20 protein-coding genes and 3 pseudogenes are annotated in these 26,470 nt (G+C 63.7%); 11 read left to right on the top strand and 12 right to left on the bottom strand.

Translation table 11 applies throughout. From position 1 onward, the window contains the following. Window positions 1-269 precede the first annotated feature (269 nt). From addA to tsaE, 5 genes are read right to left on the bottom strand one after another with little or no spacing between them, the layout of a single operon-like run. Window positions 270-3,731 (bottom strand): double-strand break repair helicase AddA, encoded by a 3,462-nt coding sequence (gene addA / locus ACQY4S_RS23895; protein WP_428487687.1) that lies wholly within the window; start codon window positions 3,729-3,731, stop codon window positions 270-272. Next, complete coding sequence (addB, locus tag ACQY4S_RS23890; protein WP_428488488.1) at window positions 3,724-6,768, bottom strand: double-strand break repair protein AddB; 3,045 nt, start codon at window positions 6,766-6,768, stop codon at window positions 3,724-3,726. Before addB ends, addA begins: the two co-directional genes overlap by 8 nt. Beyond that, a complete protein-coding gene (locus tag ACQY4S_RS23885; protein ID WP_428487686.1) occupies window positions 6,765-7,508 on the bottom strand; it encodes a nucleotidyltransferase family protein in 744 nt (247 codons plus the stop codon). The genes addB and ACQY4S_RS23885 overlap by 4 nt, the downstream gene beginning before the upstream one ends. Beyond that, on the bottom strand, window positions 7,505-8,500 hold the full coding sequence (locus ACQY4S_RS23880; RefSeq protein WP_428487685.1) for an aminoglycoside phosphotransferase family protein: 996 nt from the start codon (window positions 8,498-8,500) through the stop codon (window positions 7,505-7,507). The genes ACQY4S_RS23885 and ACQY4S_RS23880 overlap by 4 nt, the downstream gene beginning before the upstream one ends. After that, window positions 8,497-8,955, bottom strand: a complete 459-nt coding sequence (gene tsaE, locus ACQY4S_RS23875) for a tRNA (adenosine(37)-N6)-threonylcarbamoyltransferase complex ATPase subunit type 1 TsaE (protein WP_428487684.1) — start codon at window positions 8,953-8,955, stop codon at window positions 8,497-8,499. The genes ACQY4S_RS23880 and tsaE overlap by 4 nt, the downstream gene beginning before the upstream one ends. A 124-nt stretch (window positions 8,956-9,079) precedes the next feature. Between tsaE and glyA the strand changes: the two genes are divergently transcribed. The 7 genes from glyA (at window position 9,080) to nusB (ending at window position 14,895) form a co-directional block, all read left to right on the top strand. After that, the gene (gene glyA, locus ACQY4S_RS23870; protein ID WP_428487683.1) at window positions 9,080-10,384 is read left to right on the top strand and encodes a serine hydroxymethyltransferase; all 1,305 of its coding nucleotides are present in this window, start codon (window positions 9,080-9,082) and stop codon (window positions 10,382-10,384) included. A 5-nt stretch (window positions 10,385-10,389) separates the two neighbouring features. Continuing rightward, complete coding sequence (gene nrdR, locus ACQY4S_RS23865; protein ID WP_428487682.1) at window positions 10,390-10,851, top strand: transcriptional regulator NrdR; 462 nt, start codon at window positions 10,390-10,392, stop codon at window positions 10,849-10,851. A 100-nt stretch (window positions 10,852-10,951) separates the two neighbouring features. Further along, a complete protein-coding gene (gene ribD / locus ACQY4S_RS23860) occupies window positions 10,952-12,142 on the top strand; it encodes a bifunctional diaminohydroxyphosphoribosylaminopyrimidine deaminase/5-amino-6-(5-phosphoribosylamino)uracil reductase RibD (protein WP_428487681.1) in 1,191 nt (396 codons plus the stop codon). Further along, window positions 12,124-12,771, top strand: coding sequence for a riboflavin synthase (locus tag ACQY4S_RS23855; RefSeq protein ID WP_428487680.1), 648 nt, complete (start codon window positions 12,124-12,126; stop codon window positions 12,769-12,771). The genes ribD and ACQY4S_RS23855 overlap by 19 nt, the downstream gene beginning before the upstream one ends. Next, window positions 12,771-13,925, top strand: coding sequence for a 3,4-dihydroxy-2-butanone-4-phosphate synthase (ribB, locus tag ACQY4S_RS23850; protein WP_428487679.1), 1,155 nt, complete (start codon window positions 12,771-12,773; stop codon window positions 13,923-13,925). Before ACQY4S_RS23855 ends, ribB begins: the two co-directional genes overlap by 1 nt. Further along, window positions 13,922-14,404 carry a 6,7-dimethyl-8-ribityllumazine synthase gene (gene ribH / locus ACQY4S_RS23845; RefSeq protein ID WP_428487678.1) on the top strand — a complete coding sequence of 161 codons (483 nt, stop codon included), beginning with the start codon at window positions 13,922-13,924 and terminating at the stop codon, window positions 14,402-14,404. Before ribB ends, ribH begins: the two co-directional genes overlap by 4 nt. Further along, window positions 14,404-14,895 (top strand): transcription antitermination factor NusB, encoded by a 492-nt coding sequence (gene nusB / locus ACQY4S_RS23840; RefSeq protein WP_428487677.1) that lies wholly within the window; start codon window positions 14,404-14,406, stop codon window positions 14,893-14,895. Before ribH ends, nusB begins: the two co-directional genes overlap by 1 nt. A gap of 55 nt (window positions 14,896-14,950) precedes the next feature. Here nusB and ACQY4S_RS23835 read toward each other — a convergent pair whose 3' ends face one another. Together ACQY4S_RS23835 and trxA are read right to left on the bottom strand one after the other, a co-directional pair. Then, complete coding sequence (locus ACQY4S_RS23835; protein ID WP_428487676.1) at window positions 14,951-15,742, bottom strand: transposase; 792 nt, start codon at window positions 15,740-15,742, stop codon at window positions 14,951-14,953. Between the two features lie 451 nt (window positions 15,743-16,193). Continuing rightward, window positions 16,194-16,526, bottom strand: coding sequence for a thioredoxin (gene trxA, locus ACQY4S_RS23830; RefSeq protein ID WP_428487675.1), 333 nt, complete (start codon window positions 16,524-16,526; stop codon window positions 16,194-16,196). A 503-nt stretch (window positions 16,527-17,029) separates the two neighbouring features. Here trxA and ACQY4S_RS23825 point away from each other — a divergent pair. Then, a complete protein-coding gene (locus ACQY4S_RS23825) occupies window positions 17,030-18,058 on the top strand; it encodes an IS1595 family transposase (protein WP_428487674.1) in 1,029 nt (342 codons plus the stop codon). Between the two features lie 15 nt (window positions 18,059-18,073). Here the strand turns inward: ACQY4S_RS23825 and accD are convergent, their stop codons facing one another. The 3 genes and pseudogenes from accD to msrB form a co-directional block, all read right to left on the bottom strand. Continuing rightward, entirely contained in the window at window positions 18,074-18,940 is an 867-nt protein-coding gene (gene accD / locus ACQY4S_RS23820) for an acetyl-CoA carboxylase, carboxyltransferase subunit beta (protein WP_428487673.1), read from the bottom strand. 49 nt (window positions 18,941-18,989) lie between these two features. After that, a pseudogene (locus ACQY4S_RS23815) lies at window positions 18,990-19,708 on the bottom strand (IS5 family transposase). A 206-nt stretch (window positions 19,709-19,914) separates the two neighbouring features. Beyond that, window positions 19,915-20,343 (bottom strand): peptide-methionine (R)-S-oxide reductase MsrB, encoded by a 429-nt coding sequence (msrB, locus tag ACQY4S_RS23810; protein WP_428487672.1) that lies wholly within the window; start codon window positions 20,341-20,343, stop codon window positions 19,915-19,917. A gap of 330 nt (window positions 20,344-20,673) precedes the next feature. Between msrB and ACQY4S_RS23805 the strand changes: the two genes are divergently transcribed. Beyond that, window positions 20,674-21,812, top strand: a protein-coding gene (locus ACQY4S_RS23805; protein WP_428483442.1) for an IS3 family transposase whose coding sequence is annotated in 2 segments (ribosomal slippage) — window positions 20,674-20,932 and window positions 20,932-21,812 — 1,140 coding nt in all. Because the reading frame shifts where the segments join, the coding sequence is not laid out codon by codon here. Window positions 21,813-21,951: 139 nt separating this feature from the next. Then, entirely contained in the window at window positions 21,952-22,914 is a 963-nt protein-coding gene (locus ACQY4S_RS23800; protein WP_428488487.1) for an ISNCY family transposase, read from the top strand. A 279-nt stretch (window positions 22,915-23,193) separates the two neighbouring features. Here the strand turns inward: ACQY4S_RS23800 and ACQY4S_RS23795 are convergent. Further along, window positions 23,194-23,646 (bottom strand): annotated as a pseudogene (locus ACQY4S_RS23795) (transposase); the annotation flags it as partial. A gap of 314 nt (window positions 23,647-23,960) precedes the next feature. On the opposite strand from ACQY4S_RS23795, the gene ACQY4S_RS23790 reads away from it, so the two are divergent. Beyond that, window positions 23,961-25,682: a recombinase family protein gene (locus ACQY4S_RS23790; protein ID WP_428487671.1), complete on the top strand. Its 1,722-nt coding sequence runs from the start codon at window positions 23,961-23,963 to the stop codon at window positions 25,680-25,682. Here ACQY4S_RS23790 and ACQY4S_RS23785 read toward each other — a convergent pair. Further along, window positions 25,663-26,401: pseudogene (locus ACQY4S_RS23785) on the bottom strand (IS256 family transposase); the annotation flags it as partial. The gene ACQY4S_RS23790 and the pseudogene ACQY4S_RS23785 overlap by 20 nt on opposite strands. Window positions 26,402-26,470: the final 69 nt, after the last annotated feature.

Here is a 26,470-nt window from a genome sequence, read left to right as displayed (position 1 = left end):
AACCTTGCGCTTATCTCCCTGATCAAGACCAAGGAGTGGTCGACAGTCTCGTACCCCTTTTGAAGGTATGGCCGATTGCGGTGTAGACGCTGGTGTCGTCGGTCATGAACCGGCTATCCGCATGGGTGTGGCGAGCAACGATCAGATAAAGGTTGTTGGCCGTCACGTTCAGAACGTGAAAGCTACGGCCCCTCTCAGCGATGATCTATCTCAGCAGTGCCATCCTGGCTGTGTGATAAATGTAAACAGACCCTAATGTTCGTACATCGTTATTCTGCGTCCTTTACATGACCTGGTTCATGCGGATCGAGCATCTCATCCGGCAGCATTGCCACCCGCGCCACCTGCGTCCAGATCAAGGCGCAGCGTATCGGCCGATCGGGAAACACGCCGCGCAGCACAGCGCGGTAGGAGGCCATCTGGCGCAAATACATTACGGGGGTAGCTGCCACCTCGTTCGGCGGCCGACGGTTTGTCTTGAACTCAGCCACCAGAACCCGGTCTGGCAAAATCACCAGCCGATCCACCAACCCGCTAATGACCGACCCCGCGACCACACCGGTTAGAGGCACCTCTGCCCGACTGCCTGACCCGAACAACGGTCGCAGGTCGGGGTGTGCCATCACCGCTAAGACCTCTACCGCCATCTGACGCGCCTCATTATCCGGCAGGCCATGCCCGGGACGCTGCAGGAAGCGCAGCGCGGCCTCCAGTCGGCCGGTCTCCTGCACCGCTGGCAGATGCTGAAAAAGCGTATGGATCAAGCGGCCCCGTCGGAACCGGTTATCCGCCAGGGCGCGGTCACCCAGCGGCGAGTCGGCGGCTGGTAACGAGCCCATCTCCACGCCCTCTGGCCGGCTCGGCGCGAGTGCCGTCGGTCGAGGCGGTTCCGCTGGCAAAACCGCCGGCACCCAATCAGGCGCGACGCCAATCCAGTCCGGTCTAGGACCCGAGAGCGCCGCCGGCGTTAATGCTCGAGTCGATTCAGCCTCAATCCGCTGCGGCGAGCCCAGCCGCATCATGTCGCCATCCCACAGGCCGAATGGTTCCCGCTCCGCGCCAAGCGCCTCGAAGCCCCGGGCAACCATGTTGTACCAGCACATGTCCTTTGAAGCAGTCTTGGCCTGCCAGCCGCAGATCAGCAGACGGTCCTCCGCGCGGGTAAGCGCGACGTAGAGCAGTCGATTGTATTCCTCGATCTCTTGTTGCCGATCAGCCTGCCGCAGCTTGTCCAATGCCACGCAGCGAAAGGCCGCGCGTGGCGACCAAAGTGGTACGGCGTGTCCCGTGGCGGGATCGTCCGCCCAGACAATCGCGCCATCATCCTTCGGCAGCGCCGTGGTATCCGGAATGACGACCAACGGCGCCTGCAGGCCCTTGGCGCCATGCACCGTCATGATCCGCACGAGGTTTCCAGCCGCCTCGGCCTGCCGCTGCACCTCTGCACCGGAGCGGCGCAACCAATGCAAGAACCCTTGCAGCGATGGTGGATGCAGACTGACGTAGGTCAGCGCCGCGTTAAGCAGTTCGTCCACGGGTTCAGCCGCCTCCGGTCCTAGACGGGAGAACAGGCGCGCTCTGCCACCTAGCGGCCCAAGCGTTTCGGCCAGCAGTACGAACGGAGTGACGTAGTCGACCCGGGCTAACAAACGGGCGAAAAAATTCGCGGCCTGGCGCCAGGATGGCCGTTCATCGGCACGGTCGCGCAACGTGTCCCACAATGATCTAGTGCGCCCGATCGCCAGCTCGGTCAGCTCGTCATCGGTCAGGCCGCCGAGCGGGCTGGTCAGCATACAGGCGAAGGTGAGGTCATCGCCGGGCAGCAGTAGCGCATCCGCCAGCGCCATCAGGTCACGCACTGCCGGCTGCTCGGTCAGCACCATCCGGTCCAGGCCCGCCACCGGCACGCCGCGCGCCTTCAGCGCCCGCACCAGCGCCCGGGCAAATTCATCTCGGCGGCGCACCAACACCAGCACATCGCCGGCGGCCAGCGGACGCCCCTTGCTTTCCAGCAATTCCGATCCGTTTGTCATCGCACCAATCCAGCCGGCTAGGGTGTCGGCCAACAACTGACGGGCTGACGTCTGCGACTGGTTCTGCTCCGGCACCGTCCATGGCGCGTGCGGTGGCACGTCCGGCAAAGGCGCCAGCGGCCAAAGTTCCACCAGCCCGGCATGGCTGGCGCGGTCGGCGTAGTGCGTCAGACGCTCCCCTCGCGCGACCACGCCGGGTGCCGCCAGCGGATCGGCGAACACCGCATCCACCAGCGCCAGCACCGGGGCGGTCGAGCGAAACGATACATCCAGCGCGCCATCCACCCAGATCTCACCGGCGTTGCGCACACGCCGCTCGAGCAGATTCCGGGACCGGTCGAACTCCGCCGTGTCGGCACCCTGAAACGAGTAGATGGACTGTTTCCGATCGCCGACGGCGAACACCGTGCGGACGCCGTCGCGGGATCCGCTACCGGCAAAGAATTCTTCACTCAGCGCGTGCGCAATGCGCCATTGCTGCGGAGCGGTGTCCTGCACCTCGTCGAGCAACAGATGATCCAGGCCGCCATCGAGCTTGTACAGCACCCAGGCTGCGCCGGGATCGAACAGCAATGTCCCGGTCCGATCGATTAGATCGTTGTAGTCCAGCAGCCCGGCGTCATCTTTACGTTGCGCGTAGCCGCCCGCCACTGGCCCAGCCAGGGCCGCCAACGCCGCAGACACCGCGGCCAGCCGCAGCGCCTTCCTTTCATGCTCCACCGCAATGATCCGATCTGCCTCTTCGCGATAGCGGTGCAGCAACTCCGGATGGGCCTCAAGCAGCTTTGGGCTGACCAACGCTGTGTCACCGCGCGATTCGCCGTCAGGCTTAAGGAAAATGTCGCACCAGGCAGGCCATTGTGCCTGCCGCCGATCCGCCGGCAAGCCAAGCCAGTCAAGCAGCGCCGCGGCCTTTGCGGCAACCTTTGCGGCGCCGCCACCGAGCACCACTCTGGCGGCTTCCCGCAGCGCGCCCTCACCCAGCCACGCTACGCCATTGGCCACCACTTCCACGTCGGTTGCCGACGTTACCCCCAGCGCACGCCGCTGCGCCCGTTCCAGGTCCCCGCCAAGTTGCAACGCGCCGCGCAGCCGCTCCCGGTCGGTCTGCAGCGTCTTCACATGGCCGCCGAAATCTTCGGCCGAGGCCAGGCCAGCCAAGGTCGCAAGGGCGGCCAGCATTGCCGGCGTGCTGGCTTCAGCGAGGACATCCTCCCGCGCCTCGGTCAGCGCCGCGTCGGCGTCCCGATCCTCCACAAGCTGGAAATGCGGGGAAATCGCCGCCTCCAGCGGAAAGCGCCGGAGCAGGGACTGGCTGAAGGCATGGATGGTGCCGATGCGCATGCCGCCGGGCAGATCCAGCACCCGGGCGAACAGCGCCCGCGCGGCGTGGCAGGCATCCTCGGTTGGCTCCACGTCCAGCGCCCGCAGCGCCTGGGCCAATGTCGCCGGAGTCATCGTCACCCAGCGGCCCAGGGTCTTCTGCAGCCGCAGGGACATTTCCGCCGCCGCCGCCTTGGTGAAGGTCAGGCACTGAATGCGATCCGGCCTTGCGCCGGCCAGCATCAGGCGCAGCAGCCGGTCAGTGAGCAGCTTGGTCTTGCCCGATCCGGCCGACGCCGCCACGAAGGCTGAAGTCGCTGGGTCGGAGGCTGCCAGTTGTGCGCGGTTGGCACGATCGCGGGCCGACTCACTCATCGGCGTCTCCGACCGCCGACCATTCGGCGACCCGGGCAAGCTGTTCGTAATCCGAGAATCTTGGCGCCACGCCAGGGTTGGGCCGGGACAGATAGGCTCGCGCCGGCACGTCGAATTCGTCGATCAGCCGGCACAGATTGTCGCGTGCCGCCGCCGCGGCGCCGGAGATCTCCGTCGGCCGCTTGTCGAACAGCAGCCGGGCTTCGCCGGATTTGAAGCCCCCGGACAGGTGCCAATAGATAAGTTCGGCGGTGGTGCCGGTCAGCGCGTCGCCAAAACCGCCCTCTGCCGCCATGGCCGCTTCCAGCAGAAGCTGCGGCGCGAGACCCTGGTCAACCTCCTTCTGGCTGGGGGGGGTGCCGGTCTTGTAGTCCAGGATCGACAGGCTGCCGTCGCCGTAGCGCTCGATCCGGTCTGCCCGCCCGGTCAGCCGGAACCGGCCGCCAGGCCGTTGCAGGTCGATTGCCCCGGCCGCCTCGGCGACAATAGTCAACGGCTGGCGCAGCACCCGCCGCGATGCTTCCATCGCCGCCACCCAGTCGGCAATTCGTTCCAGCCTCGGCGCCCACCAGGCCTGAAGCGCTGGCCGAAGCTCCGCGGCGGCCAGCGCCTGCCGCATGGCCCGGCGCAGTGCCTGATCCATATCAGGCGGACCATTCGGGCCAAATTCCCGTAAAAAGCGATGCAGACCGTCATGCACCAGAGAGCCATAGTCGGCTGCGTCCGTCGCCTCATCCAACGGCCGCAACGCGATCAGCTTGAGGATGTGTCTGGCGTGAATCGCGTAGGGATCGCGCAGCCAAGTCTCGATTTCGGTGACGCTCAGCCTGCGTGGACGGAGATGGACGGGCGGCCGCGGGCGCGGCGGCTTAACTGGCACCGCCTCCCCGGCAGGCAGGTCAAGCGCTCTCACCCAGGCGGATGCAGGATGTTCGGGAAGGGATTGGGTCTCGGGAGACCTTCCCTCCCATGCTCGTTCGTCCGGTCGTGACACATCATTCGACGACACCAAATCAACTGGGACCGCCGTTGACTCCCGTCCTTCCAAAAACATTTCCAGCCGCGTCAGCCAGCGTGCCGGCACGGCCGGAGCGCCGTCGCGACGAACGGAGCAGGATAGCACCACGTGGGGTGCCGAACAGCACGCGGCGATGAAGTCGTGTGCCGCCTGGCCAACGGCTTCCTCCGGTGCCGGCAAGCCGACACGGGCGCGCATCGGGCGCGACAGCCATGGCCCGGGTTCGGCCACCGGCGGCCACACAGTCTCCGCCAGACCGCCCAGAACCAGAAGGTCAGCAGTCTGTAAACGCGCCTCGAGCAGGCCCCAGATGAAGACCCTAGGATGCTCAGTCCCTGTCCGTCCGCGTAGCGCGCGCCGGGTGCGCACCACCGCGCCTTGCAGCACGGCATCCAGCAGGCCCGGCAGCACGCGCCGCCGCAGATCGGGCAGCAGCCTGAATGCGTCCTGAACCGCCGCCAGGCGGCTGGCGAGCGCGTCGCCTTCCTCGCCCGCCCAAAGCTTGGCAGGTCCGGACGCAGTGGCAGTCGCGGCCAAGCGTTCAGCCGTCTGGATCAACGCGCCCATCGCCGTCCGCGGCTCGATCTCCATCGCTGAATCCATCCGCAATGCCGGTTCCAGGCAGGCCTCCACCCGCGCCGCAAACGCCGCACTGGCGGACTCTGGTCCGCCGGCCTTTGCAATCGCTCTGCGCAGATTGCCCAGACCGGGCGGAAGACGCGGACCGCGCAGGCATAAGGTTTCCAGCTCTCGAGCGGACGCGCGACAGGCAGCTTGCGACAGGCCGGCAGCGGTCAGCGGGTGCTTCAGCAGAGCCAGCAGCGGCACTGGCGCCAGATCCTCGGCCACCGCGCGGATCAGCAGCCGCAGGAAAACCGCCGGCGGCGTATTGGCCAAAGGCTCCCCGGCACTGTCATCGGCGACCACGCCGAAGCGCAGCAGAGTCGCGGCGACGCGTTCAGCCAAGGTCCGATCCGGCGTCACCAATGCCGCCCGCGCGCCCGGCGTTTCCAGCGCGTCGCGGAGCGCCAGCGCGATGGCGTCGGCCTCCTGCTGCTGGTCCGCCGTCGTCAACCGCGTGAGCCCTTCCAGCGGCACCGGCGTCCGGTCCATCCATGCATGCAGCGCGGAAGCCGGAAGCAACGCCCTTGACAGAAGCGGAAAGCGTGTCGGCGGAATGTTTGTCACCGCCTCGACCGGCCATGGATGCACATCGCCGCGGCTCGCGCCCAGGTCGGCCAGCAATCGGAACAGTCCCGCCTGCGCGTGCGAGGCCTCCAGATCCTGCCACGCGGCTTCCGCCATGCCTATATCCAATTGCGGCAGCACCACCTGACCCTGCGGCAGACGGGCGACCACCCGCAGCAGGCGGGCAACGGCGGGAATGCCGGCGGTGGTGCCGGCGATTAGCACTGCGTGGTCCGGCGGGTTTGCCTCCCACGCCGCAGCCTGCGCGTCCAGCAGGGCGACCTGACGCTCCGCTGGGTTCATCAGGCCGTTGTCGGCCAGCCAGGCGGGCCAAGCGGTGGTGACAATGTGCAGAAACTTCAGTGTCTTTGACCAGTGCGCCGCGTATTCCGCGTCGGCCGCGTCGGGCAACCGCTGGTCAAGGTTGATGCCGGCCCACTCTGCGTCATCCATCAGCGACGCCAGTTCCTCGGCCAGCAGCCAGGCACGATCCGCGCTGCGCGGCGCGCCGCCGTCTCCGTTCATCGCCAGGATCAGCGCGGCCAGCGCGGCCAGACGCTGCATCGGCTCGACCGGCGGCGGCACGTCCAGCGCCCCGGCCAGCGCCAGCGGCGCCTCATCCAGCGCCCCAATCGCGGTAATGCGCGGCAACAGCAGCGGGCGGCCGTTGGTGGCACGGAGGAACGCTTCGACAAGCGCGCGGGCGGAGCGGCGGGTGGGAAGCAGGATCAACCCATGGCTGACCGATAGCGGGTCGGTTGCGCGCGCCAGCCAGCCGTTCGCGAGCGCGTCGAGGAACGGCACATGCGGCGGGATGGAAAAGAGGTTCAGCGCCACGGCCACCGCGCATCGCCGGTTACCCGTGCTTCCAAAATCTGCTCGGCTTCCGCCAGGTCGGGCGGGGTGGAGAGATGGAACCAGATGCCATCATGCACGACCGCCCGCAGTCGGCCAGTGGCGAGCGCACGGTCCCACAGCCGATTCATGCTGAAGGCGCCTTTCGGCGCGCTAGCCAACAGGCGTGGATGGATCAACTGCACGCCGGCGTAAATATAGGGCACCACCTCGGCCTGTACCCTGCGGCGCGGCGCACCCCACTTGTCCAGCGCGAAGTCGCCAAATCCGACCTCGGCGCGGACGTGGGACGTACGGTGCACCAGCAGCACACCGTCCACATCATTGCTGAACGCCAGAGTTAGCCGGTGCAGGGCGGTCATTGGTCCGTTCAGCCAGAACGCGTCGCCGTTGATAACGAAGAATGGATCGAAGCCAAGCAACGACAAAGCGGCGCGGACACCACCACCGGTTTCCAGCAGGTCGCTTTCCCGCAGCAGCACGGTGCGTGGTGGTTCCGTTCGACGCGCCAGATGATCGGCAACAGCGTCCGCGTGCCAATGCGCATTCACCGCAACGACCCGCACGTCGTCGGCAGCCAGATGATCCAGCGCGTGATCCAGCAGAGTACGCCCACCGAGTTTCAGCAGCGGCTTGGCGGTGGTATTGGTCAACGGCCGCATACGGGTGCCGAGACCCGCCGCCAGAACCATGGCTGAGTGGGGGGAAAGGGTCATGCTGCAAGTCCTGGCGGATTGCCCCGTTGGTCGGGTGGTATCCAATGGTTCAGGGCGGCCGCGAGCGGCGTGGCGGCGGGCTGGCGCAGAGCGTCATCCAGCAAGCGCCAGGTCCGTGGCCCATGGGCGAGGTATTGCGGCCGCTCATCTCGTTGCGCAAGCCTTACCCATTGGCAGGCGACACGCAGATGGCGCTGTGCGGCGCAGGCAGTGAAGGCGGCGAGGAAGCTGCCGGGGTCTAGCTCGGGGCGGGCGGCCAGATAGTGCTGGACCGCGTGATCTCGTGAAGCGGGCGGAATGTCGCGGCGGGCGTCTTGGATGAGCGAGACCAGGTCGTACGCCGGATGTCCAATCGCGGCGCCTTGAAAGTCAATGATCCCGACACGTTGCGCCCCGCTTCGATGCGGCAGCCAGAGCAGGTTGCCGGCAAAGAAGTCCCGGTGAACAAAGCAGCCCGGGCCGGATGCGACCGGTTCCAGCGTCGCTTCAAGTGCCGCCGCGATATCACGACGCGCCGCGATCGGGGCGGGGGCGCCGTGGCGAGCTGGCCACCACCAGTCGAACAACGTGCTCATCGCGGTCTGCGCCATCGTCGGCGCGTTCCAGGCAGGCAGGTCCGCCGACGGCGTGGCGCGCTGCATCACAACCAGCGCGTCCACTGCGGCACCCAGAATCCTTTCGGCCGGAATAGTGGCGTTATCCAGCAGGACGGACAGCAGGTCATCGCCAAGGTCTTCCTCCAGAACCAGTCCATTGTCTGCATCGGCGGCGATCACCGAGGGCACTGACAGGCCGACGTCGCGCAGATGGGCGGCGATGCGCAGGAAGCCGCGGACATCCTCGGGCGGTGGAGCATCCATCAGCACGGCGGGCCGTGTCCCTCGCAGCCGGAGGTAGCGGCGGAAGCTGGCATCCTGAACAAGCGGTTCGGCGTCGGCGGGATCGTAACCAGCGTTGGCAAGGAACAGCACGATCCGATCGTCGCGGGTCATGCAATGCGGCCGATCCGGTCGGGCCACCCGGTCATGGTTGCCACCCGTGCATCGCCCACAGCCAGGGTGATCGCGATCGTCAGGGCGCTGTCGGGCCGAAGTGAACCGAGGCGATCCGGCCATTCGACCAGCACGATGCCGTCGCGTGCGTCCTCCCAGCCTAGTTCAGTGAGCGAAGTGGGCCGATCCAGACGCCATAGATCGTAATGGTAGATCGGACCGATTGGCGTGTCATAGGCCTGCACCAGGGTGAAGGAGGGACTAGGTACCTCCAGCGCGGGATCGTCCGCGGCCGAACGGAGAAAGGCGCGAGCGAGAGCGGTCTTTCCGGCGCCGAGTGGGCCTTCCAGCAGCAGGCTATCGCCCGGGCGGACGAGGGACGCGATGCGCCGGGCTAGTGCTTCCGTCGCCGGAAGGTCAGGCAGCGCGAGGATGAGGGGCGAAGCCGGCGGCATGACGGCATTTTGCCCTGCCAACGGAGTCGGACACAATGGATTACAGCAGCGCGCTGAGACTCCCGTTTCTACCCCCTCAACCTCATGCTACACGGTTGCTACACACCGATACCGCGGGAAGCCCATGAACGAGCATATGCTCGCTGCAAGCACGCAGCGTTTCTTCTCCGCCCCGCTGGCGGATACCGATCCGCAACTCGCGGCGGCGATCCAGGCGGAGTTCGACCGTCAGCAGCACGGCATCGAGCTGATCGCCTCGGAAAACATCGTCTCCGCCGCCGTGCTGGAAGCGCAAGGCTCCGTCCTGACCAACAAGTACGCCGAGGGCTATCCAGGCCGCCGCTACTATGGCGGTTGCATCTATGCGGACGTGGCGGAAACGCTGGCGATCGAGCGGGCGAATACGCTGTTCGGCTGCGCCTTCGCCAATGTGCAGCCGCATTCCGGCGCCCAGGCAAACCAGGCGGTATTCCTGGCGCTGCTGCAGCCGGGGGACACCGTGTTGGGCATGAGTCTGGCGGCTGGCGGCCATCTGACGCACGGCGCGGCGCCCAACCTGTCCGGCAAATGGTTCCGCGCGGTGCAGTACGGGGTGCGCCGAGAAGACGGACTGCTGGATTATGAGGCGCTTGAACATCTGGCCCGCACGGAAAGGCCGAAACTGATCATCGCCGGCGGCTCCGCCTATCCGCGCTTCATTGATTTTCCTCGTGTTCGCAAGGTGGCGGACGAGGTCGGCGCCTACTTCATGGTCGATATGGCGCATTTCGCCGGCCTTGTGGCGGCTGAGCTGTTCCCAAGCCCGCTGCCGCATGCGCATGTGGTGACCACGACCACGCACAAGACCCTGCGCGGCCCACGCGGCGGCATGATCCTGTCGAACGACCCGGACCTTGGAAAGAAGATCAATTCGGCCGTCTTCCCTGGCCTGCAGGGTGGCCCGCTGATGCACGTCATCGCCGGCAAGGCAGCGGCGTTCGGAGAGGCATTGCGGCCGGAGTTCCGGTTGTACCAGAAATCGGTGCAGGACAACGCCCGGATGCTGGCGGAAACCTTGAAGCAGCAGGGGCTGGATATCGTCAGCGGCGGCACCGACAGCCACCTTACGCTGGTGGATCTTCGCCCCAAGCGAGTGACCGGCAAGGCAGCCGAGGCCAGCCTGGAACGCGCCCACATGACCACCAACAAGAACGCCATCCCGTTCGACCCGGAGAAGCCAGCGATCACCTCCGGCATCCGCTTAGGCTCCCCCGCCGGAACCACGCGCGGCTTTGGGATTGACGAGTTCCAGCAGATTGGCCTGATGATCAACAGGGTTCTGGAGGGTCTTGGTGGGTCTAATGACGGCGGCAATGCCGCTGTGGAAACCGCCGTCGGTGCGCAAGTCAAGGCGCTCTGCGCCCGTTTTCCACTATATCCGGGCCATTAGTCGGCATGCGTTGTCCATTCTGCGGCTCTGACGACACCCAGGTGAAGGACAGCCGCCCGACCGAGGATAACGGTGCAATTCGCCGGCGCCGCTCCTGCGGCAACTGCGGCCAGCGTTTCACCACGATCGAACGGGTGCAGTTGCGCGAACTGACCGTGCTGAAGAGCGATGGCCGACGGGTGCCGTTCGACCGCGACAAATTGGCCCGCTCGATCCGGATATCCATGCGCAAGCGGCCGATCCAGGAAGAGCGGATTGAACGCATCGTCAATTCCGTAGTGCGCCAGTTGGAAGCTTCAGGCGACAGCGATATCCCGAGCAAGCAGATCGGCGAGCTGGTGATGGACACCTTGAAGGAGCTGGACCAGGTTGCCTATGTACGATTCGCCAGTGTCTACCGTAATTTTCGGGAGGCGAAGGATTTCGAGGATTTTGTCGGCGGCCTGGCGGACGGAGTACAGGAGTAGTGTTAGGGCGCATATCTCTTTTCTTTGACGGCGTGGTCGGACGGGAACCCCACGGCCTTTGCCTGGTGTCACGGCGGGCGCAGGCCGGGGGAGAACATGCTTGGGTACGCGCTTGGTGACCCATCCATTATCCGCCGCCGACAATAGTCCACCCGCCCCCAGTCCGGCTCGCGCCACCGCCGCCGACATGGTTCACATGCGTGCTGCTCTCGCATTGGCGCGGCGGGGTCTGGGTACCACGTGGCCCAATCCGTCCGTCGGCTGCGTCATCGTCCGCGATGGACGCGTAGTCGGCCGTGGTGCCACCGCGCCCGGTGGACGGCCGCATGCCGAACCAATTGCGTTGGTGATGGCCGAAGAGCACTCACGTGGAGCCACCGCCTATGTCACGTTGGAACCCTGCTGCCACTGGGGCCAATCACCCCCCTGTACCAATGCGTTGATCGCAGCCGGCATTTCCCGCGTCGTCGTCGGCAGTGGCGATCCCGATACGCGGGTCAATGGTCAGGGGCTGGCGAAACTCCGTGCCGCCGGTATCGCGGTGGAAGCCGGTCTGCTGGAGACCGAGGCGCGAAACGTTACGTGTGGCTTCATTCAGCGCGTTACCCTGGGCCGGCCGATGGTGACGTTGAAGCTCGCTGCCACGCTGGACGGGCGCATCGCCACCCGTGCCGGCGAGAGCCAATGGATCACCGGCCCATCCGCCCGCCGTCTGGGCCACGCGCTGCGTGGCCAGCACGATGCGGTCATGATCGGAGTGGGCACTGTGCTGGCGGACAATCCCGATCTAACCTGTCGCATTTCTGGCTTTCGGCCATTTCCAAATACCCGCATCGTTGCCGACAGTCATCTGCGCACACCGCTGACCACTCGGCTGGCCGCCACCGCAGCGGAAATTCCCACCTGGTTTCTGATCCGAGAGGGCACCGATCTCGCCCGTCGCACCGCCTTCGCCGATCTCGGTGCAACATTGATCACTGTGCCAGCCGCCGCCGCTGGGATTGATCTGGCGGCGGGCCTTCAGGCATTGGGGGCAGCGGGTCTGACCCGCCTGCTGGTCGAAGGGGGTGGGCAGATTGCCGCCGCACTGCTGCGCGCGGATCTGGTGGATCGCATCGCCTGGTTCCACGCCCCGGCCATTATGGGCGGCGATGGCTGGCCAGCCGTGCAGGCGTTCGGCGTGGAAGCCCTTGACCTAATGCCTCGTTTCAAGCGGGATTGCGTCACCGCGATCGGCGATGACATGATTTCCGTATACACGAGGCAGACCCCATGTTCACCGGCATTATAACCGCCCTCGGGCACGTCCGCGCCATAGAACCAACTGGTGCCAGCCGCGACATGCGCCTGGTCATCGACACGCCCGCCGCCTTCCTGGCCGATCCGCCGGTTGCACTCGGCGTTTCTATCGCCTGTTCCGGCTGCTGTCTGACGGCTGTCGAATTCGATCCGGCGCCTCAACCGACTTGGTTCGCCGTCGATGCGTCGGCGGAAACCCTGGCGTACACTAAGCTGGGCACCTGGACCGTCGGCTCTCGGGTCAACCTGGAACGATCGCTGCGCCTGGGCGATGAACTGGGTGGGCATCTCGTCTCCGGCCACGCCGACGGCGTCGGCAAAGCCATTTCCGTCATGCCGGAGAATGGATCGATGCGCTGGGTTTTCCAGGTTCCACCCAATCTTGCCCGCTTCATTGCCACCAAGGGCAGCGTCGCGATTGACGGCATATCGTTGACGGTCAACGAGGTGCGGGGCGATACCTTTGGGGTGAACATCATTCCGCACACCGCCTCGGTCACCGGCTTCGACACAATGAAGCCCGGTGACCCGGTGAATATCGAGATCGACATGCTGGCCCGCTACGTCGCGCGCCTGACCGAGTGCCTTAAAACCGAATCCCTTGGAACGGAGACCGCGTGATGGAGAACCTGCAGCAGAGCTTCGCCACGGTGGAACTGTCAAAATTTCTATCCTCGGCCGAGGAACTGATCGAGGAAGCCCGCAACGGCCGCATGTTCATCCTGGTTGACGACGAGGACCGGGAAAACGAGGGCGACCTGGTGATCCCGGCCCAGTTCGCCACGCCGGACGCGATCAACTTCATGGCCCGCCACGCCCGCGGCCTGATCTGCCTGGCGATGACCCGCCAACGCGTCGAAACGCTCGGCCTGCCGCTAATGAGCCGGCAGAACGGCACGCGGCACCAGACCGCCTTCACCGTGTCGATCGAGGCGCGAGAGGGTGTAACCACCGGCATCTCGGCGGCCGACCGGGCGCGCACCATCGCGGTAGCGATTAGCCCCGACAGCACGCGCGACAACATTACCACGCCAGGCCACATCTTCCCGGTGGTAGCGCGGGAGGGCGGAACCCTGGTACGCGCCGGCCATACCGAGGCATCCGTCGATATAGCCCGCAAGGCCGGCCTGAACCCGTCCAGCGTGATCTGTGAGATCATGCATGACGATGGCACCATGGCTCGTCTGCCGGATCTAGTGACTTTTGCACAGAAACACAACCTGAAGCTGGGCACCATTGCCGACCTGATCGCCCACCGCCGCCTAACCGAGCGGCTAGTGAAACGTGTTGAGGAAGGCGATTACGAGCATCCCGCTGGCGGCGGTTGGCGCGCCATTGTCTATGCCAACACGGTCGAGTATCAGGAGCATCTGGCGCTGATCAAGGGCGACGTCAGCGGTCCCGAGCCCGTGCTGGTGCGCATGCATGCGGTCGATCTGCTGGATGACATGACCGGATCGCCGCATTGGGTGTCGGTGCACAACTCCATGCACCTGATCGCCAAGGCCGGCCGCGGCGTGGTGGTGTTTATCCGCGAACACCGGCCCACCGCACTAGCCGAACGCGTCCGCGTGCTGGCTGCGGGGGCCAAACGACCGGTTCGGGAGTTGCGAGATTATGGCATCGGCGCTCAGATCCTTCTGGATCTGGGCGTGGAGAACATGGTGCTGCTGACCAACTACCAGCGGAACATAATTGGCCTGGAAGGCTATGGGCTGAACATCGTCGAGCGCCGGCCAATCCCGAACATCGTCGGCCTGGACTACGAGGGATGAGCACGCAGGACGCCACACTGCCCAGCGCGCCGCGCGTGCAGGGGCCGCCGCCGCATCTGCTGATCGCGCGTGCGCCCTACTACCGCGGCGTGGTGGATGGACTGACCATCGGCGCGCGGCGTATTCTGCATGAGATCGGCGCCACGGCGGAGGTCCTGGACGTTGCCGGAGCCTATGAGTTGCCGCAGGTCATCCGGATCGCCATGCGCGGCAGCAAGCGGTTCGACGGATTTATCGCGCTTGGCTGCATCGTTCGTGGCGAGACCGACCACTATGACTTTATTTGCAGAACGACGATGGACGGGATCATGAACGTCGCATTGCAATTCGGCATTGCACTGGGAACTGGATTGCTGACCTGCGATACGATCGTCCAGGCTGAATCCCGGTCAGGTCAGGATGGCCACAACAAAGGTGCCGAAGCCGCCGCAGCGGCACTGTTGCAGATCGACGCGGCCCGTCACCTCGGCGCCGCCTGATGGCGCGTCCGCCGAAGACTCGGACGCGAACGGCGTCGCGGGTTGCCGCCGTGCAGGCGTTGTTCCAGAGCGAACAGGCTGGTGATAACGCGGAAACCGTGATCGACCAGTTCGTCAAGCACCGCCTGGGAGAACTACCGGCCCTCAATGGTCAGCAGGCTGGCGGATTTGAAGATGGCCGTGTGCCGGATGCAGAAGTGCCGCTGTTTGCCCGCGTGGTGCGTAACGCAGTATTGCAACAGGCCGCCATCGACACGATGGTATCCGAAGCCTTGCCGGCGGAATGGCCGCTTAATCGGATCGACCCGGTGCTGCGGGCATTGTTACGAGCCGGTGCCGCGGAATTAAAAATGGCCGATGGGCCGCCAATCAAGGTGGTGATCAGCGAATACCTGGACGTGGCGCGAGGGTTCTTTACCGGCCCGGAGCCGGGGATTGCCAATGCCGTGCTGGACCGGTTGGCTCGTCTGCTACGGCCGGCAAATTTTTAAGCGAACTCACTGGACCATGATCCAGAAATTCTAAATGCCCCTGTCCGTCATGGTCTCACATCGCGATCTGGGCGGCGATGTCGGGGGGCGGTTTGGAGTCGGTCAGGGTTTGCGTGAGGGTCTGCCAGTCGGGGAAGACGAGGTAGGCGGTGATGGTCCTGATGTGCTCGAAGAAGCGCTGGCGCGCCCGCTTGGCGGTCCTGGCGTCGATCCAGAGCTGTTCGAGGCAATCGCAGACGGTATGGATAGCAAAGGCCAGCAGGTTCATGGCGGCGAACACCATGGCCAGGTTCTGCTTGCCGTGGCCGAAGTTGTGTTCGAGGTGGTAGCCGTTGGACTTGAGCACGTTGAAGCTCTCGTTCTCGATCTTCCACCTGGCCCTGGCGCAGGCGACGAGTTCGGCAACGGTGTCGCGGGTGACCGGCAGCGAGGTCACGAAGGCATTGTCATAGGTGACCTTGCTCTTGGCGTCGGCAATGGTGACGCCGATCCAGTTGACCAGCAGAGCGTCCTTGCCCGCGCGCAGCGGCGCCTGCTTGAACCAGCGGTAGCGATAGGTCAGGGGCTTGCCGGCCACCTTTTGCTTCACGGTATGCGCCGCGCGCGTCGCCCCTTGCATAAAGTCATAGAGCGCCTTGTGCGACGCCGGCTTGGCGGTCAGCAGGAAATCACCGCCCGCCGCCGTGATGGCCGCGGCGATCGGCTGGCAGGCGAACAGGTCGTCGCCGAGATAGATCAGTTGCAGGTCCTTGACGCGGTTCGCATGCGTGGCGAGCCAGCGCTTGGCGGCGTTGCGTTCGCAGTCCTGCTTCTCAGCGCCATCCTGCGGCGCGATGAACTCTGGCATGTAAGACCCACCCCTTTCAGGGTGGTCATTTCATTCCCAGCCTTGGTGGATGAGCGGTGCATCGGACGGGACTGGGTTGGTATGGTCTGTTGTTCTGGATCGGTTTGAGCGGCGCGCGCCATCACACTTGCCGGCACGCGCCGCTCAAACCGATCCAGAACAACAGACCATACCAACCCAGTCCCGTCCGATGCACCGCTCATCCACCAAGGCTGGGAATGAAATGACCACCCTGAAAGGGGTGGCCGTTAATACCTGTGATCCAATCAGGTCGCGCCGTTGTTTGGCGCCCGCTTGCGGATCCCATCTTGGCCAGCGATCATAGGGCCGCACCAACAGGCCGGACACATGAATGCATTCAACCCACAGCCAATCTCTCGCTCAACCCCTTGAACCCCAGGGGCCATTCGCATATGGTGCAAGGATGCACCAGCTATAATTGGCGGTCGCTTCAGATGTTCCCGGCAATCCAGTCCTTCAGCTTGCTCTTAGGCAGAGCGCCAACCTGAGTCGCCACTGGCTTGCCATCCTTGAAAAGGATTAACGTCGGAATGCCGCGGACTACAAACTGGTTTGGCAACATTGGATTGTTGTCGATATCCACCTTCGCCACCTTTAGCTTTCCGGCGAATTCGCCCGCAAGTTCCTCCAGCGCTGGTCCAATTATCTTGCACGGGCCGCACCATTCCGCCCAGAAATCCACCAATACGGGGCTAGTTTTACTTGCTTCCACAACATCGGTTGCAAAGCTTTTATCGGTTACTGGGATGGTGTTCGCGTTCATATTGGACCTTCCTGAAATCAGTTACCTGTAAGATTGGACCGTCCGCCAAACCGTTCAAGCGTCCCGGAACAGCCTGCTGCAAGTGTGAGCGGTGATGCCTTGTGATGTCAACGTTCAAAGCTATGGCAGCTTGAGACCATCCAGTCGCCTATCGCATCAGCGCGGCATCGGCGGCCGGCTGAGCCACAACATGCGAACCTCACGTCGACTAGCCACGCAGGTCCGCGGAAGGGTGCTGCAACATTATTAACCGAGGGGCAGGGCAATCGCATTCCGAATAGTGCCAGTAGCTTGGCAAGGTAACGGTCATCCCAGCCTGCGTGCATGAACTTGCCCTTTAGAACTCCTTTGCTAGTGGCCTTTTGCATAGGCTCTTATCGCGTTAATTGTTGATATCGGCTATAATGACGACGCCGACGAAGGGGATTGCCATGGAGTTGACGGCGTTTGAGAGGTGACTTTGTGGGATCACGGCTTTGACCGCGTCACAGCGGCGACAAGCGTTGCAGGCGCTGGCGTTATCCGAAACTGCGGACGGCGGTGACATTGAGATGCACAGCCGACTGGCCCCCGACGCCTCACGGCTGGTGCAGTCGGCAGCGGACGAAGGTCTGTCTGCAAGCCCGCCGCCGAGAGCGCGGCCAGCGAACCAGGTTGAAGCGGCCGGTATCACGCAGCTTGGGCAACGCCGGGTGGACAGCGTTGGTTGCCCACACTGCAACAACCACGACGTCGTGCGCTGGGGCGAGGCGAGCAATCTGGCCCGTTATCGCTGCAAAGCCTGTCAGCGCACGTTCAACGCGCTGACCAAAACCCCCTTGGCGAAGCTGCGCATGAAGGACAAATGGACGGCGCAGACCGAGGCCATGATCGAGGGCGTCAGCATCGCGAAAGCCGCCCATCGATGCGGCGTGCACTACACCACGGCGTTTCGCTGGCGTCACCGGTTTTTGGACTCTCTGGCCGGCGACAAACCCAAGGCACTGGCTGGCATTGTCGAAGGCGACGAGACCTTCATTCTGGAATCGTTCAAGGGCAAGCGATCGGGCCTGCCGCGCAAGTCGCGCAAGCGAGGTGGCAAATCGGCCAAGCGCGGCCTATCCACCGAACAGATCCCGGTCATTGTTGCGCGCGACCGTCAGGGTGCGACCACGGACGCGGTGTTGCCGAAATTGAACCGTGTCTCCATTCCCGCGGCGCTGGGCGACGTCGTCACCCCGGCCAACGAATTCTGCTGCGATGGCGGCACGGCCATTGTCGCCTTTGCGCGCCGCGCTGGAACCGCGGCCCACGTCCTGCCGATGCCTGGCAAACCAAACCCGCAAGCACCGGATTTTCACCTCAACAAGGTCAATGCCTACCATGGCCGGCTGAAGGAATGGCTGCGCCGCTTCCATGGCGTCGCCACCAAAAACCTGACGAACTATCTCGGATGGCGCCGAACTCTCGAGGCGCTGGGACAGAACGCCACATCAACCGCCATGATTCTCGGCGCTATCGGACTTGGACCTTATCAACAATCAACACGATAAGAGCCATTGAGTTTGTCACGCCGCTGCCTGAAGGTTCTTTGTGCACAGCAGACCGACGATGCGAGCCAGCACAGCTTGCATGTCAGTGCGTTTGACAACCAAATCTATGATGCCATGTTCAAGCAGGTATTCCGCGCGCTGAAAGCCTTCGGGTAGTTTTTCGCGAACAGTCTGTTCAATGACGCGGACGCCGGCGAAGCCGATCAGAGCGCCAGGTTCGGCGATCTGGATGTCGCCGAGCATCGCAAAGCTGGCAGTCACACCGCCGGTAGTAGGGTCGGAGAGCACCACAATGAATGGCAGGCCAGCGTCCTTAACCAAGCGGGTGGCGATGACTGTTCGGGGCATCTGCATTAGGCTGATTGCGCCTTCCATCATGCGGGCGCCGCCGGAGGCGGTGAAAACAATTAGCGGGACCTGTTGCAAGACTGTCAACCGAGCAGCAGCGACGATGGCGTCGCCTACTGCTGCGCCCATGGAGCCGCCAATAAAGGAGAAGTCCATGATAGCGACGACAGCCTTATGACCAGCGATAGTTCCATGAGCAACGGTGATGGCGTCGTCTGAGTGGGTTTTCTCCCGAGCTTCCTTAAGGCGGTCGGCGTAGCGCTTAGTGTCGCGGAATTTCAGCGGATCGGCGACAGGTTTGGGAAGTTCAATACGCGTGAAGGCGTTTTCGTCAAACGTCCAATTTAAGCGTTCGGTCGAGGTAGCACGCATATGGTGGCCGCAATGCGTACACACCTTGCGATTAGTCATGAGGTCTCGATGAAAAATCATCTGCAGGCAGGAAGGACACTGATGCCAGAGATTTTCCGGGACCTCCGACCGGTTAAACAGAGTTCGAATTCTCGGGCGAACGTATTCAGAGAGCCAGCTCATCGCTGCTGGATAGCGAGGGATTAGGACGGGAGCAAGCTAGGGCGTGTCGTCAATTGAGCCAGATTGCGGTGGAAGCCAGGTAAACGCCAGCAAGGAAGTTGCGAGCGGTCTTGTCATAGCGCGTGGCAATGGCGCGGAACTGCTTGAGCTTGGTGAAGAAGTTCTCGATCAGGTGGCGCGCCTTGTAGAGATCGCGGTCATAGTCCCGCGCGACGCGGCGGTTGGCTTTGGGCGGGATCGCCACCGTCTTGCCGGCTTCGGCCAGCGGCTCAATCACCCGCTCGTTGGCATCGAACGCGTTGTCGGCGATCAGCATGTCAGCCGCTATGTCGGGCAGCAGGTGGTCGGCGCCGACCAGATCGTGGGCCTGTCCGCCGGTCAGGCAGAACGCAACAGGGTTGCCCAGCGCATCGACCAGGGCGTGGATCTTGGTGCTCAACCCGCCGCGTGAGCGGCCGATGGCCTGCTCTTCGCCGGCTTTTTTGGGCGCCGGCGCTGTGCTGATGGGTGCGCACGATGGTGCTGTCGATCATCGCATACTCATTATCCGCGTCTGCCGCCAAGTGGCTAAAACAGTCTCTCCCACACGCCCGCTTTCGCCCATCGGCTAAAGCGGCGGTGGACCTTCACGCCATCGCCGAACCGCTCGGGCAGCTCACGCTAGGGAACGCCGGCGTGAAAGCGGAACAGCACCGCCTCGACGAACAAGCGGTTGTTCGCCGCGGTGACCCCAACCGAGCCCTCGCGGCCTGGCAAAAGGTCACAGATACGCTCCCATTAATCGTCTCGCTAGCGCGTTTGGCCGGATGGAACCAGGCAGCACTTCACTGCCTTGAGAAATAAGATCAAGGCGCCCTGCTACTACGGCGGCCGTGGCGACTACGAACCTGCAATAAACTTTCAACGGGTTCTCCGCCATGCCAGGCATGGCACACGGTCACGCCGCCATTAGGAAAATCATTCCTTGCCAGCCGCTACACCGGCTTGAATGCCATCGCCACGCCATTCATGCAGTAGCGTTGCCCAGTTGGCCGTGGCCCGTCGGAAAACACATGCCCTAGATGACCACCGCACGCCGCGCAATGTACTTCCGTGCGCGTCATGAACAGGCTTCGATCCTCCGTCGTCTCCACTGCGCCCTCAAGCGGCTCATAGAAGCTCGGCCATCCGGTACCGCTTTCAAACTTGGTGTCCGAGGCAAACAACGCCTTGCCGCAGCCGGCACATACGAATGTACCGCCACGCTTCTCCGAATTCAGTGAACTGGTGCCGGCGCGCTCTGTCGCGTGCTTGCGCAGCACGTTGTACTGTGACGGGTCGAGTCTGTGACGCCAGTCCTCGTCGCTAAACTGCACCGGGAAGGCTTCCACAGTGTCGTGGCCGCCACCAAACAAACGTTTCATGTCGTCGTCCTCCTTCTGGTCAACGATGATTTAAAGATAATAAGCCGCCGGCGGCGGCGCGGAAACCCACGGAAAATAAAGTGTCGATAGCACACGATATATCCGGTTTAGGTAGCGCACGATCTGTCCGGTGATACTAGGCCCTTTGGAGGGCCAAAGATGCGCTGGTCGGAAGCCCTTCAGGGTGTGCGTATGATCAAGTTCCAGAGCGTTTTGGGCCGTTATGAGTCGAGTGAGCTCAACCAGAGAGGTGGTCGGCTAAATTCGGACAGTCTGCTAAGTGGAACTTCTGCCTGAGAGCGGCGAGGATGCCGCGGATCAGGAGCGAATATGACGAAGCGAACACGCCGGACCCACGCTGCGGCCTTCAAGGCCAAGGTGGCGCTGGCCGCGATCAAGGGCGAGAAGACGCTGGCCGAGTTGGCGCAACAGTTTGAGGTGCATCCGAACCAGATCACTGCCTGGAAGGGACACCTGCTGGAGGCAGCCTCGGGCCTGTTTGGTTCGGGCGGCGGAGCATCCGAACCGGCACCTGTCATCGACGTCAAGACACTCCACGCCAAGATCGGAGAGCTGACGCTGGAGAACGATTTTTTGTCCGGTGCGCTCAGCAAGGCCGGCCTGCGGAGCGCAAAGCGATGATTGACCGGACGCACGAGTTGCCGCTGGGGCGGCAGGCGGCGTTGCTGCGATTGAGCCGCAGCAGCCTGTACTACGACCCGCAGCCGGTGCCCGAGGGCGAGCTTGTCATCATGCGGCGGATTGATGCGCTGCACCTGGACTACCCGTTCGCGGGCAGCCGGATGCTGCGCGATCTGCTACGCGGGGAGGGGGTGATCATTGGCCGCGAGATGGTGCGGACGATGATGCGCCGAATGTGTATTGAGGCGATCTACCGTCGGCCGAACACGTCAAAGCCGTGTCCAGGACACAAGATTTACCCATATCTTTTGCGCGGCCTGCCGGTTGACCGGCCCAACCAGGTGTGGTCGATGGACATCACCTACATTCCGATGGCGAAAGGCTTTGTCTATCTGGCGGCGGTGGTTGACTGGTTTAGCCGGCGGGTTCTGGCGTGGCGGGTGTCGGTCACCATGGAGGTTGATTTCTGCCTCGAGACCGTCGAGGAAGCGCTGGCGCGGCAGGGAAAACCGGACATTTTCAACACCGATCAAGGCAGCCAGTTCACCAGTGCCGCGTTCACCGGGCTGCTGCTGGAGAACGGGATCGCCATCAGCATGGACGGTCGTGGTGCGTGGCGAGACAACGTATTTGTCGAGCGGCTGTGGCGGTCGGTGAAGTACGAGGAGGTCTATCTGCGGGCCTATGAAACCGTCGCCGAAGCGCGGCGCCTGATCGGGGTATATCTGGATTTCTTCAACTGCAAACGACCGCACTCGAGCCTTGACGCCCGGACGCCGGACCAAGCCTACTTCACCCACCTGCCGCCACACGTGGCAGCCGCATGAATTTTGCCGCTGCTGTCGGGTCGCCTCTCCGATCAGGCTACGCCCTCCCTGCGAGGCGACCTGACAGCAGTACCTTACGTAACCAACAGGCAGGAGATCCACTTAACGGAGGCGAAATGCTGTAGCGACGAAGCCGACCATCTCTCAGATCGAGGCGGCGGATTTGCTTGGCATCACCGAGCGGACCTTCCGCCGCTGGTGCCATCGCTACGAAGAGGGCGGCGAGGCTGGTTTGTTGGACCGCCGGCTGGGCCGAGCCTCGGGCAAGCGTGTGCCGGTCGATCAAGGAGAACAGGTAGAGGCCTTGTATCGCAACCGCTACAGCGGCTTCACGGCGAAGCATTTCCACAAACACCTGGTGCGGGATCACAACTTCAACTGGAGCTACACATGGATCAAGGCATTTCTGCAATCCAAGGGTTTGCTGGCGCAGGCCAAGCGGCGCGGCGCGCACCGGCGCAAGCGGCCACGGCGGCCGTTGCCGGGGATGATGCTGCATCAGGATAGCTCACGGCATGCGTGGATTGCCGGGCTCGACGCGCTGGACCTGATCGTGACGATGGACGATGACACCAACACGATCTACTCGGCCTTCCTGGTGCCCGAGGAAGGCACGGCGTCGACGTTCCAGGCCTTGCTGGAGGTGTTTGGCCAGCATGGCCTGCCGCCGAGCCTCTACACCGACCGCGGCAGCCATTATTTCCACACCCCCGAGGCTGGCGGCCCGGTCGATCGCCAGCGTCCGACGCAGGTTGGCCGGGCGCTGGCGCATTTGGGCGTCGAGCACATCGCGGCTTACTCCCCACAGGCGAGAGGCCGCTCGGAGCGGCTGTTTCAGACCTTGCACGACCGGCTGGTGAAGGAGTTGGCGCTGGCCGCGATCAGCACTGTCGAGGCCGCCGCCCGTTTTATCTGCGAGGTCTATATTCCCGCATACAACAAGCAGTTTAGCATCAAGGCAGAGCAGGAGGGCTCGGCCTTTGTCGCCATTCCCGGAGTTGACCTGACCGAGATCCTGTGTGTGCAGGAAGACCGCCAGGTGGGAGTGTCAGATTTTCTGTGTGTGAGGCGTTTTCAGTCGTACCCACCATTGGGTGGATAGCTTTATCGAACCGAGCGCCCGACTCGGCAAGCTGCCATGACGTTGCTGATCGATGTTCCTTGGTTCGATCAAAGCGCCTGTTCCTCCGTCCCGACCTGCCATTCCACCGGCGTCGCGCGCAGGCTTGGTCAAATTCGCCGCTTGCGGCGGGACCTGAGCCACGCGCAGCCCCCGCTTGGGGGCGAGCATGGCAAGGACCCACAATTTGACCGGGGCTGAGCACGGCGCCAAGCTCGGCAAAGCAGGGGCTGTTTTGTCGCCATCAAACCGACAGTCGCATCAGGCCTCCCGGGTGAAGCGCTCGGCGTAGAGCATCGCGAACTGGTTCATCGCCTGCTTCCAATGATGCGCCGCTTTACCCCAGGCGGCGGTGATGTTGCGCAAGGCCAGCCAGATCAGCTTGCTGGCTGCGTCGTCCGTCGGAAAATGACCGCGCGTCTTGATGATTTTTCGCAGTCTGGCATTCACGCTTTCGATCGCGTTGGTGGTGTAGATGATCCGCCGCACCTCGGGCGGAAAGGCGAAGAACGGGATCACTTGGTCCCACTGCCGCCGCCAGAGCGGGGCAATGGCGGCGTATTTCTCGCCCCAGGGGCCGGCCTCGAAGGCATCCAGCGCCGGCAGCGCGGCATCCGCCATGGGCGCCTGGTAGATCGGCTTCAGCGCCGCGACAACCTGGCGGCGGTCCTGCCAGGCGACGTAGGTCAGCGCGTTGCGCAGCAGGTGCACGATCCGTACACAATCGACGCGGTTCGCTGTGCTGTTTCGGTTCCCTTCGTCGGTGCTGGTCCGACTCTGCGGCGCCGACGGCGGGACGCGCGGTTTCCCTGAGCAGAATGTGGTGCATTCGGTTGGGTCCAGTCCCTGCAAAGGTCCAGCCCAATGCCGCGTCCATCATGCGCCAGGGCGGGGGCGACCTGGACGATCCACTCGGTGCCCATCCGCACACGGGATGGGCCCGAGCGGCTGGATCAGGTCTACCGCCGTCTTCTGGATGACACGTCCACCTCCCTTTATCCCATCCCTAATACAGAGGTCAGTCCGCCATGCGCATCGCCCTCTACGCCCGCGTCTCAACCGAGCGCCAGGAACGTCAGCAGACCATTGACAGCCAATTCACCACGCTGCGCGCCTGGGTCGCAGCCGGGGATCACCACCTCGCCGAGGCGCATATCTTCCGTGACGAAGGATACAGCGGGGCACGGCTCGACCGACCTGGTCTCGACGGCCTGCGTGACGCTGTCCGAGACGGCGCCGTCGAGCACATCGTCGTGCTGAGCCCTGATCGCCTGGCGCGCCGCTACGCTTACCAGGTTCTGCTGCTTGAAGAGTTCCGCCGCGCCGGCTGCCAGGTGACGTTCCTGCAGCACCCGATCTCGGACGATCCGAACGACCAGTTGCTGTTGCAGATCCAAGGCGCCATCGCCGAATACGAACGCGCCGTTCTTGGCGAACGGTTCCGCCGCGGCAAGCTGCAGAAGGCGCGCGATGGACACTACTTGGGCGGTCGTGCCCCGTATGGCTACCGCTACGTTCCACGACATGAGGCGGTGCCTGGGCATCTCGTAATCGATGACGCGGAGGCCGAATTGGTGCGCCTGCTCTACGGCTGGCTCGTCGACGAGCAGATGACCATCCGGCAGATCCTCAAACAGCTGAACCATGGGCCGCACTACCCGCGCTCCGGCCGCCATCCCTGGTCGCCCACGGTCGTGCACCACATCCTCGCGGACCCGGTCTATGCCGGTATCGCCTACGCCAACCGCTACAATTTTGTGCCGCCAAAGAAGCCACGTCGCAACCGCGGCCCGCACAGTCATGAGGCATCGTGCCGCCAACTCAAGCCGCGTGAGCAGTGGATTGCCATTTCTGTGCCGGCGCTCGTCGATCCCGACCTTTGGGATCGGGCAAAGGCGCAGCTTGCGCGCAACGCTTCACTGTCGTTTCGTAACAACAGCAAGTACAGCTATCTGCTGCGTTGCCTACTCACTTGCAAGATCTGCGGCTTGGCCATGTTCGGACGCACTTATCCGGCGCGAGCAGATCAACCGGAACGGCGTTACTATCAGTGCCATGGTAAGGACTGCATCATGACGGCTCGTCCAACGGCTTGCCCAAGCCGCAACGTCAAAGCTGAAGAGATCGAGACGGCCGTGTGGGATCACGTCGCCGGCCTGCTGTCCAATCCAGACCGACTGGTGGCGCAATTCGAGCATCTCGCCGCGACGGCGGAAGCCGGCACCACCCGCGATCGTGCTGCCGATCAGCAACTCCGCACGCGGCTGGACCGCATTGCCCGGGCTGACAAGCGCCTGCTGGACGCCTACGAAGCCGACGCTATCAACTTGGCGGAGCTGTCCCAGCGCCGACACCACCTTGCTGAGCAGCGGCGTGGCCTGGAGCGACAGCAGCAGGAGCGAGATCGGCTACGCCAGCAGCGCGTACAGGCTGAAGTCGTGCGGACCAACCTGACGGCGTTCTGCTCGCGCATATCTACCCGCCTCGATGAAGCGACACTCTTCGAAAAGCAGGCGATCTTGCAGCTGGTCATCGAGCGCATCATCGTCGGCGAAGACAGCTTGGAGATCCGCCATGTCATTCCGCTGTCTGCTAACCAGCCTGGCGGCGACGGCCCGCATATCGCCGACGCGCAATTGCGTTCGGATCGTGTGCACGATGCAGATTTGCACCAGGGCGGAGCCGGCTCAAGGTTCCGTCGGCGAAGCCGATGGAATAGTCGGCGGAGGGTTGCGGGAACGCAGCGTTGATTGCCGCGGGGAACCCCTTCAGCCCGTCGACCACGGCGATCAGGATGTCGCGGACCCCGCGGTTGCGCAGCTCGTTGACGATGCGCAGCCAGAACTTCGCATCCTCGTTCGGGTCGATCCACAGCCCCAGGATATGCTTGCGGCCGTCCGGGGTGATGCCGAGGGCAAGGTAAACCGCCTTGTTGCTGACCGTGCCCTGGTCGCGCACCTTCACCCGCAGGGCATCGAAGAACATCACCGGATACAGCGGCTCCAGCGGCCGCGATTGCCACGCGGCGACCTCGGCGCTGACCGCATCGGTCACCGTGCTGATCAGTTGCGGCGAAACCTCGGCCCCGTAGATCTCTTCCAGGTGGCCCTGGATCTCGCGGGTGCTCATGCCGCGGGTGTAGAGCGAGATCACCTTGTCATCGAAACCCGGCAGCCGGCGCTGGTATTTGCCGACCAGTACTGGATCGAAGCGCGCCTCACGGTCGCGCGGGATGGTCACCCTCGACATGGCTGTCGTCGGTCAGCACGCGCTTGCGGGTGGCGCCGTTGCGATGGTTCTTGCCCTCGCCGAAAGCGCGGTCCTGGATCAGGTGGGGCTCAAACTCGGCGGCCATCAGCCGGTTCAGCAGGGCTTTCTTGAATTCGCCCAATAGGCCGTCCTGGCGCATGACAGAGGATGGGTCCTGGCCGGCGAGCAGCTCGTCGATTAGCTCGTTGCGAATTGTCATAGATACCTCCGCCCGTCCTCGGGCTTCACTATGACCCCTCACACAAGATTCCTGATAGGCTCGAAGCGG

The organism is Rhodopila sp., from assembly GCF_965276935.1.
GTDB lineage: Bacteria > Pseudomonadota > Alphaproteobacteria > Acetobacterales > Acetobacteraceae > Rhodopila.
The sequence above is the reverse complement of the archived record's forward strand: the minus strand, read 5'-3'. Positions and strand labels throughout refer to the sequence as shown.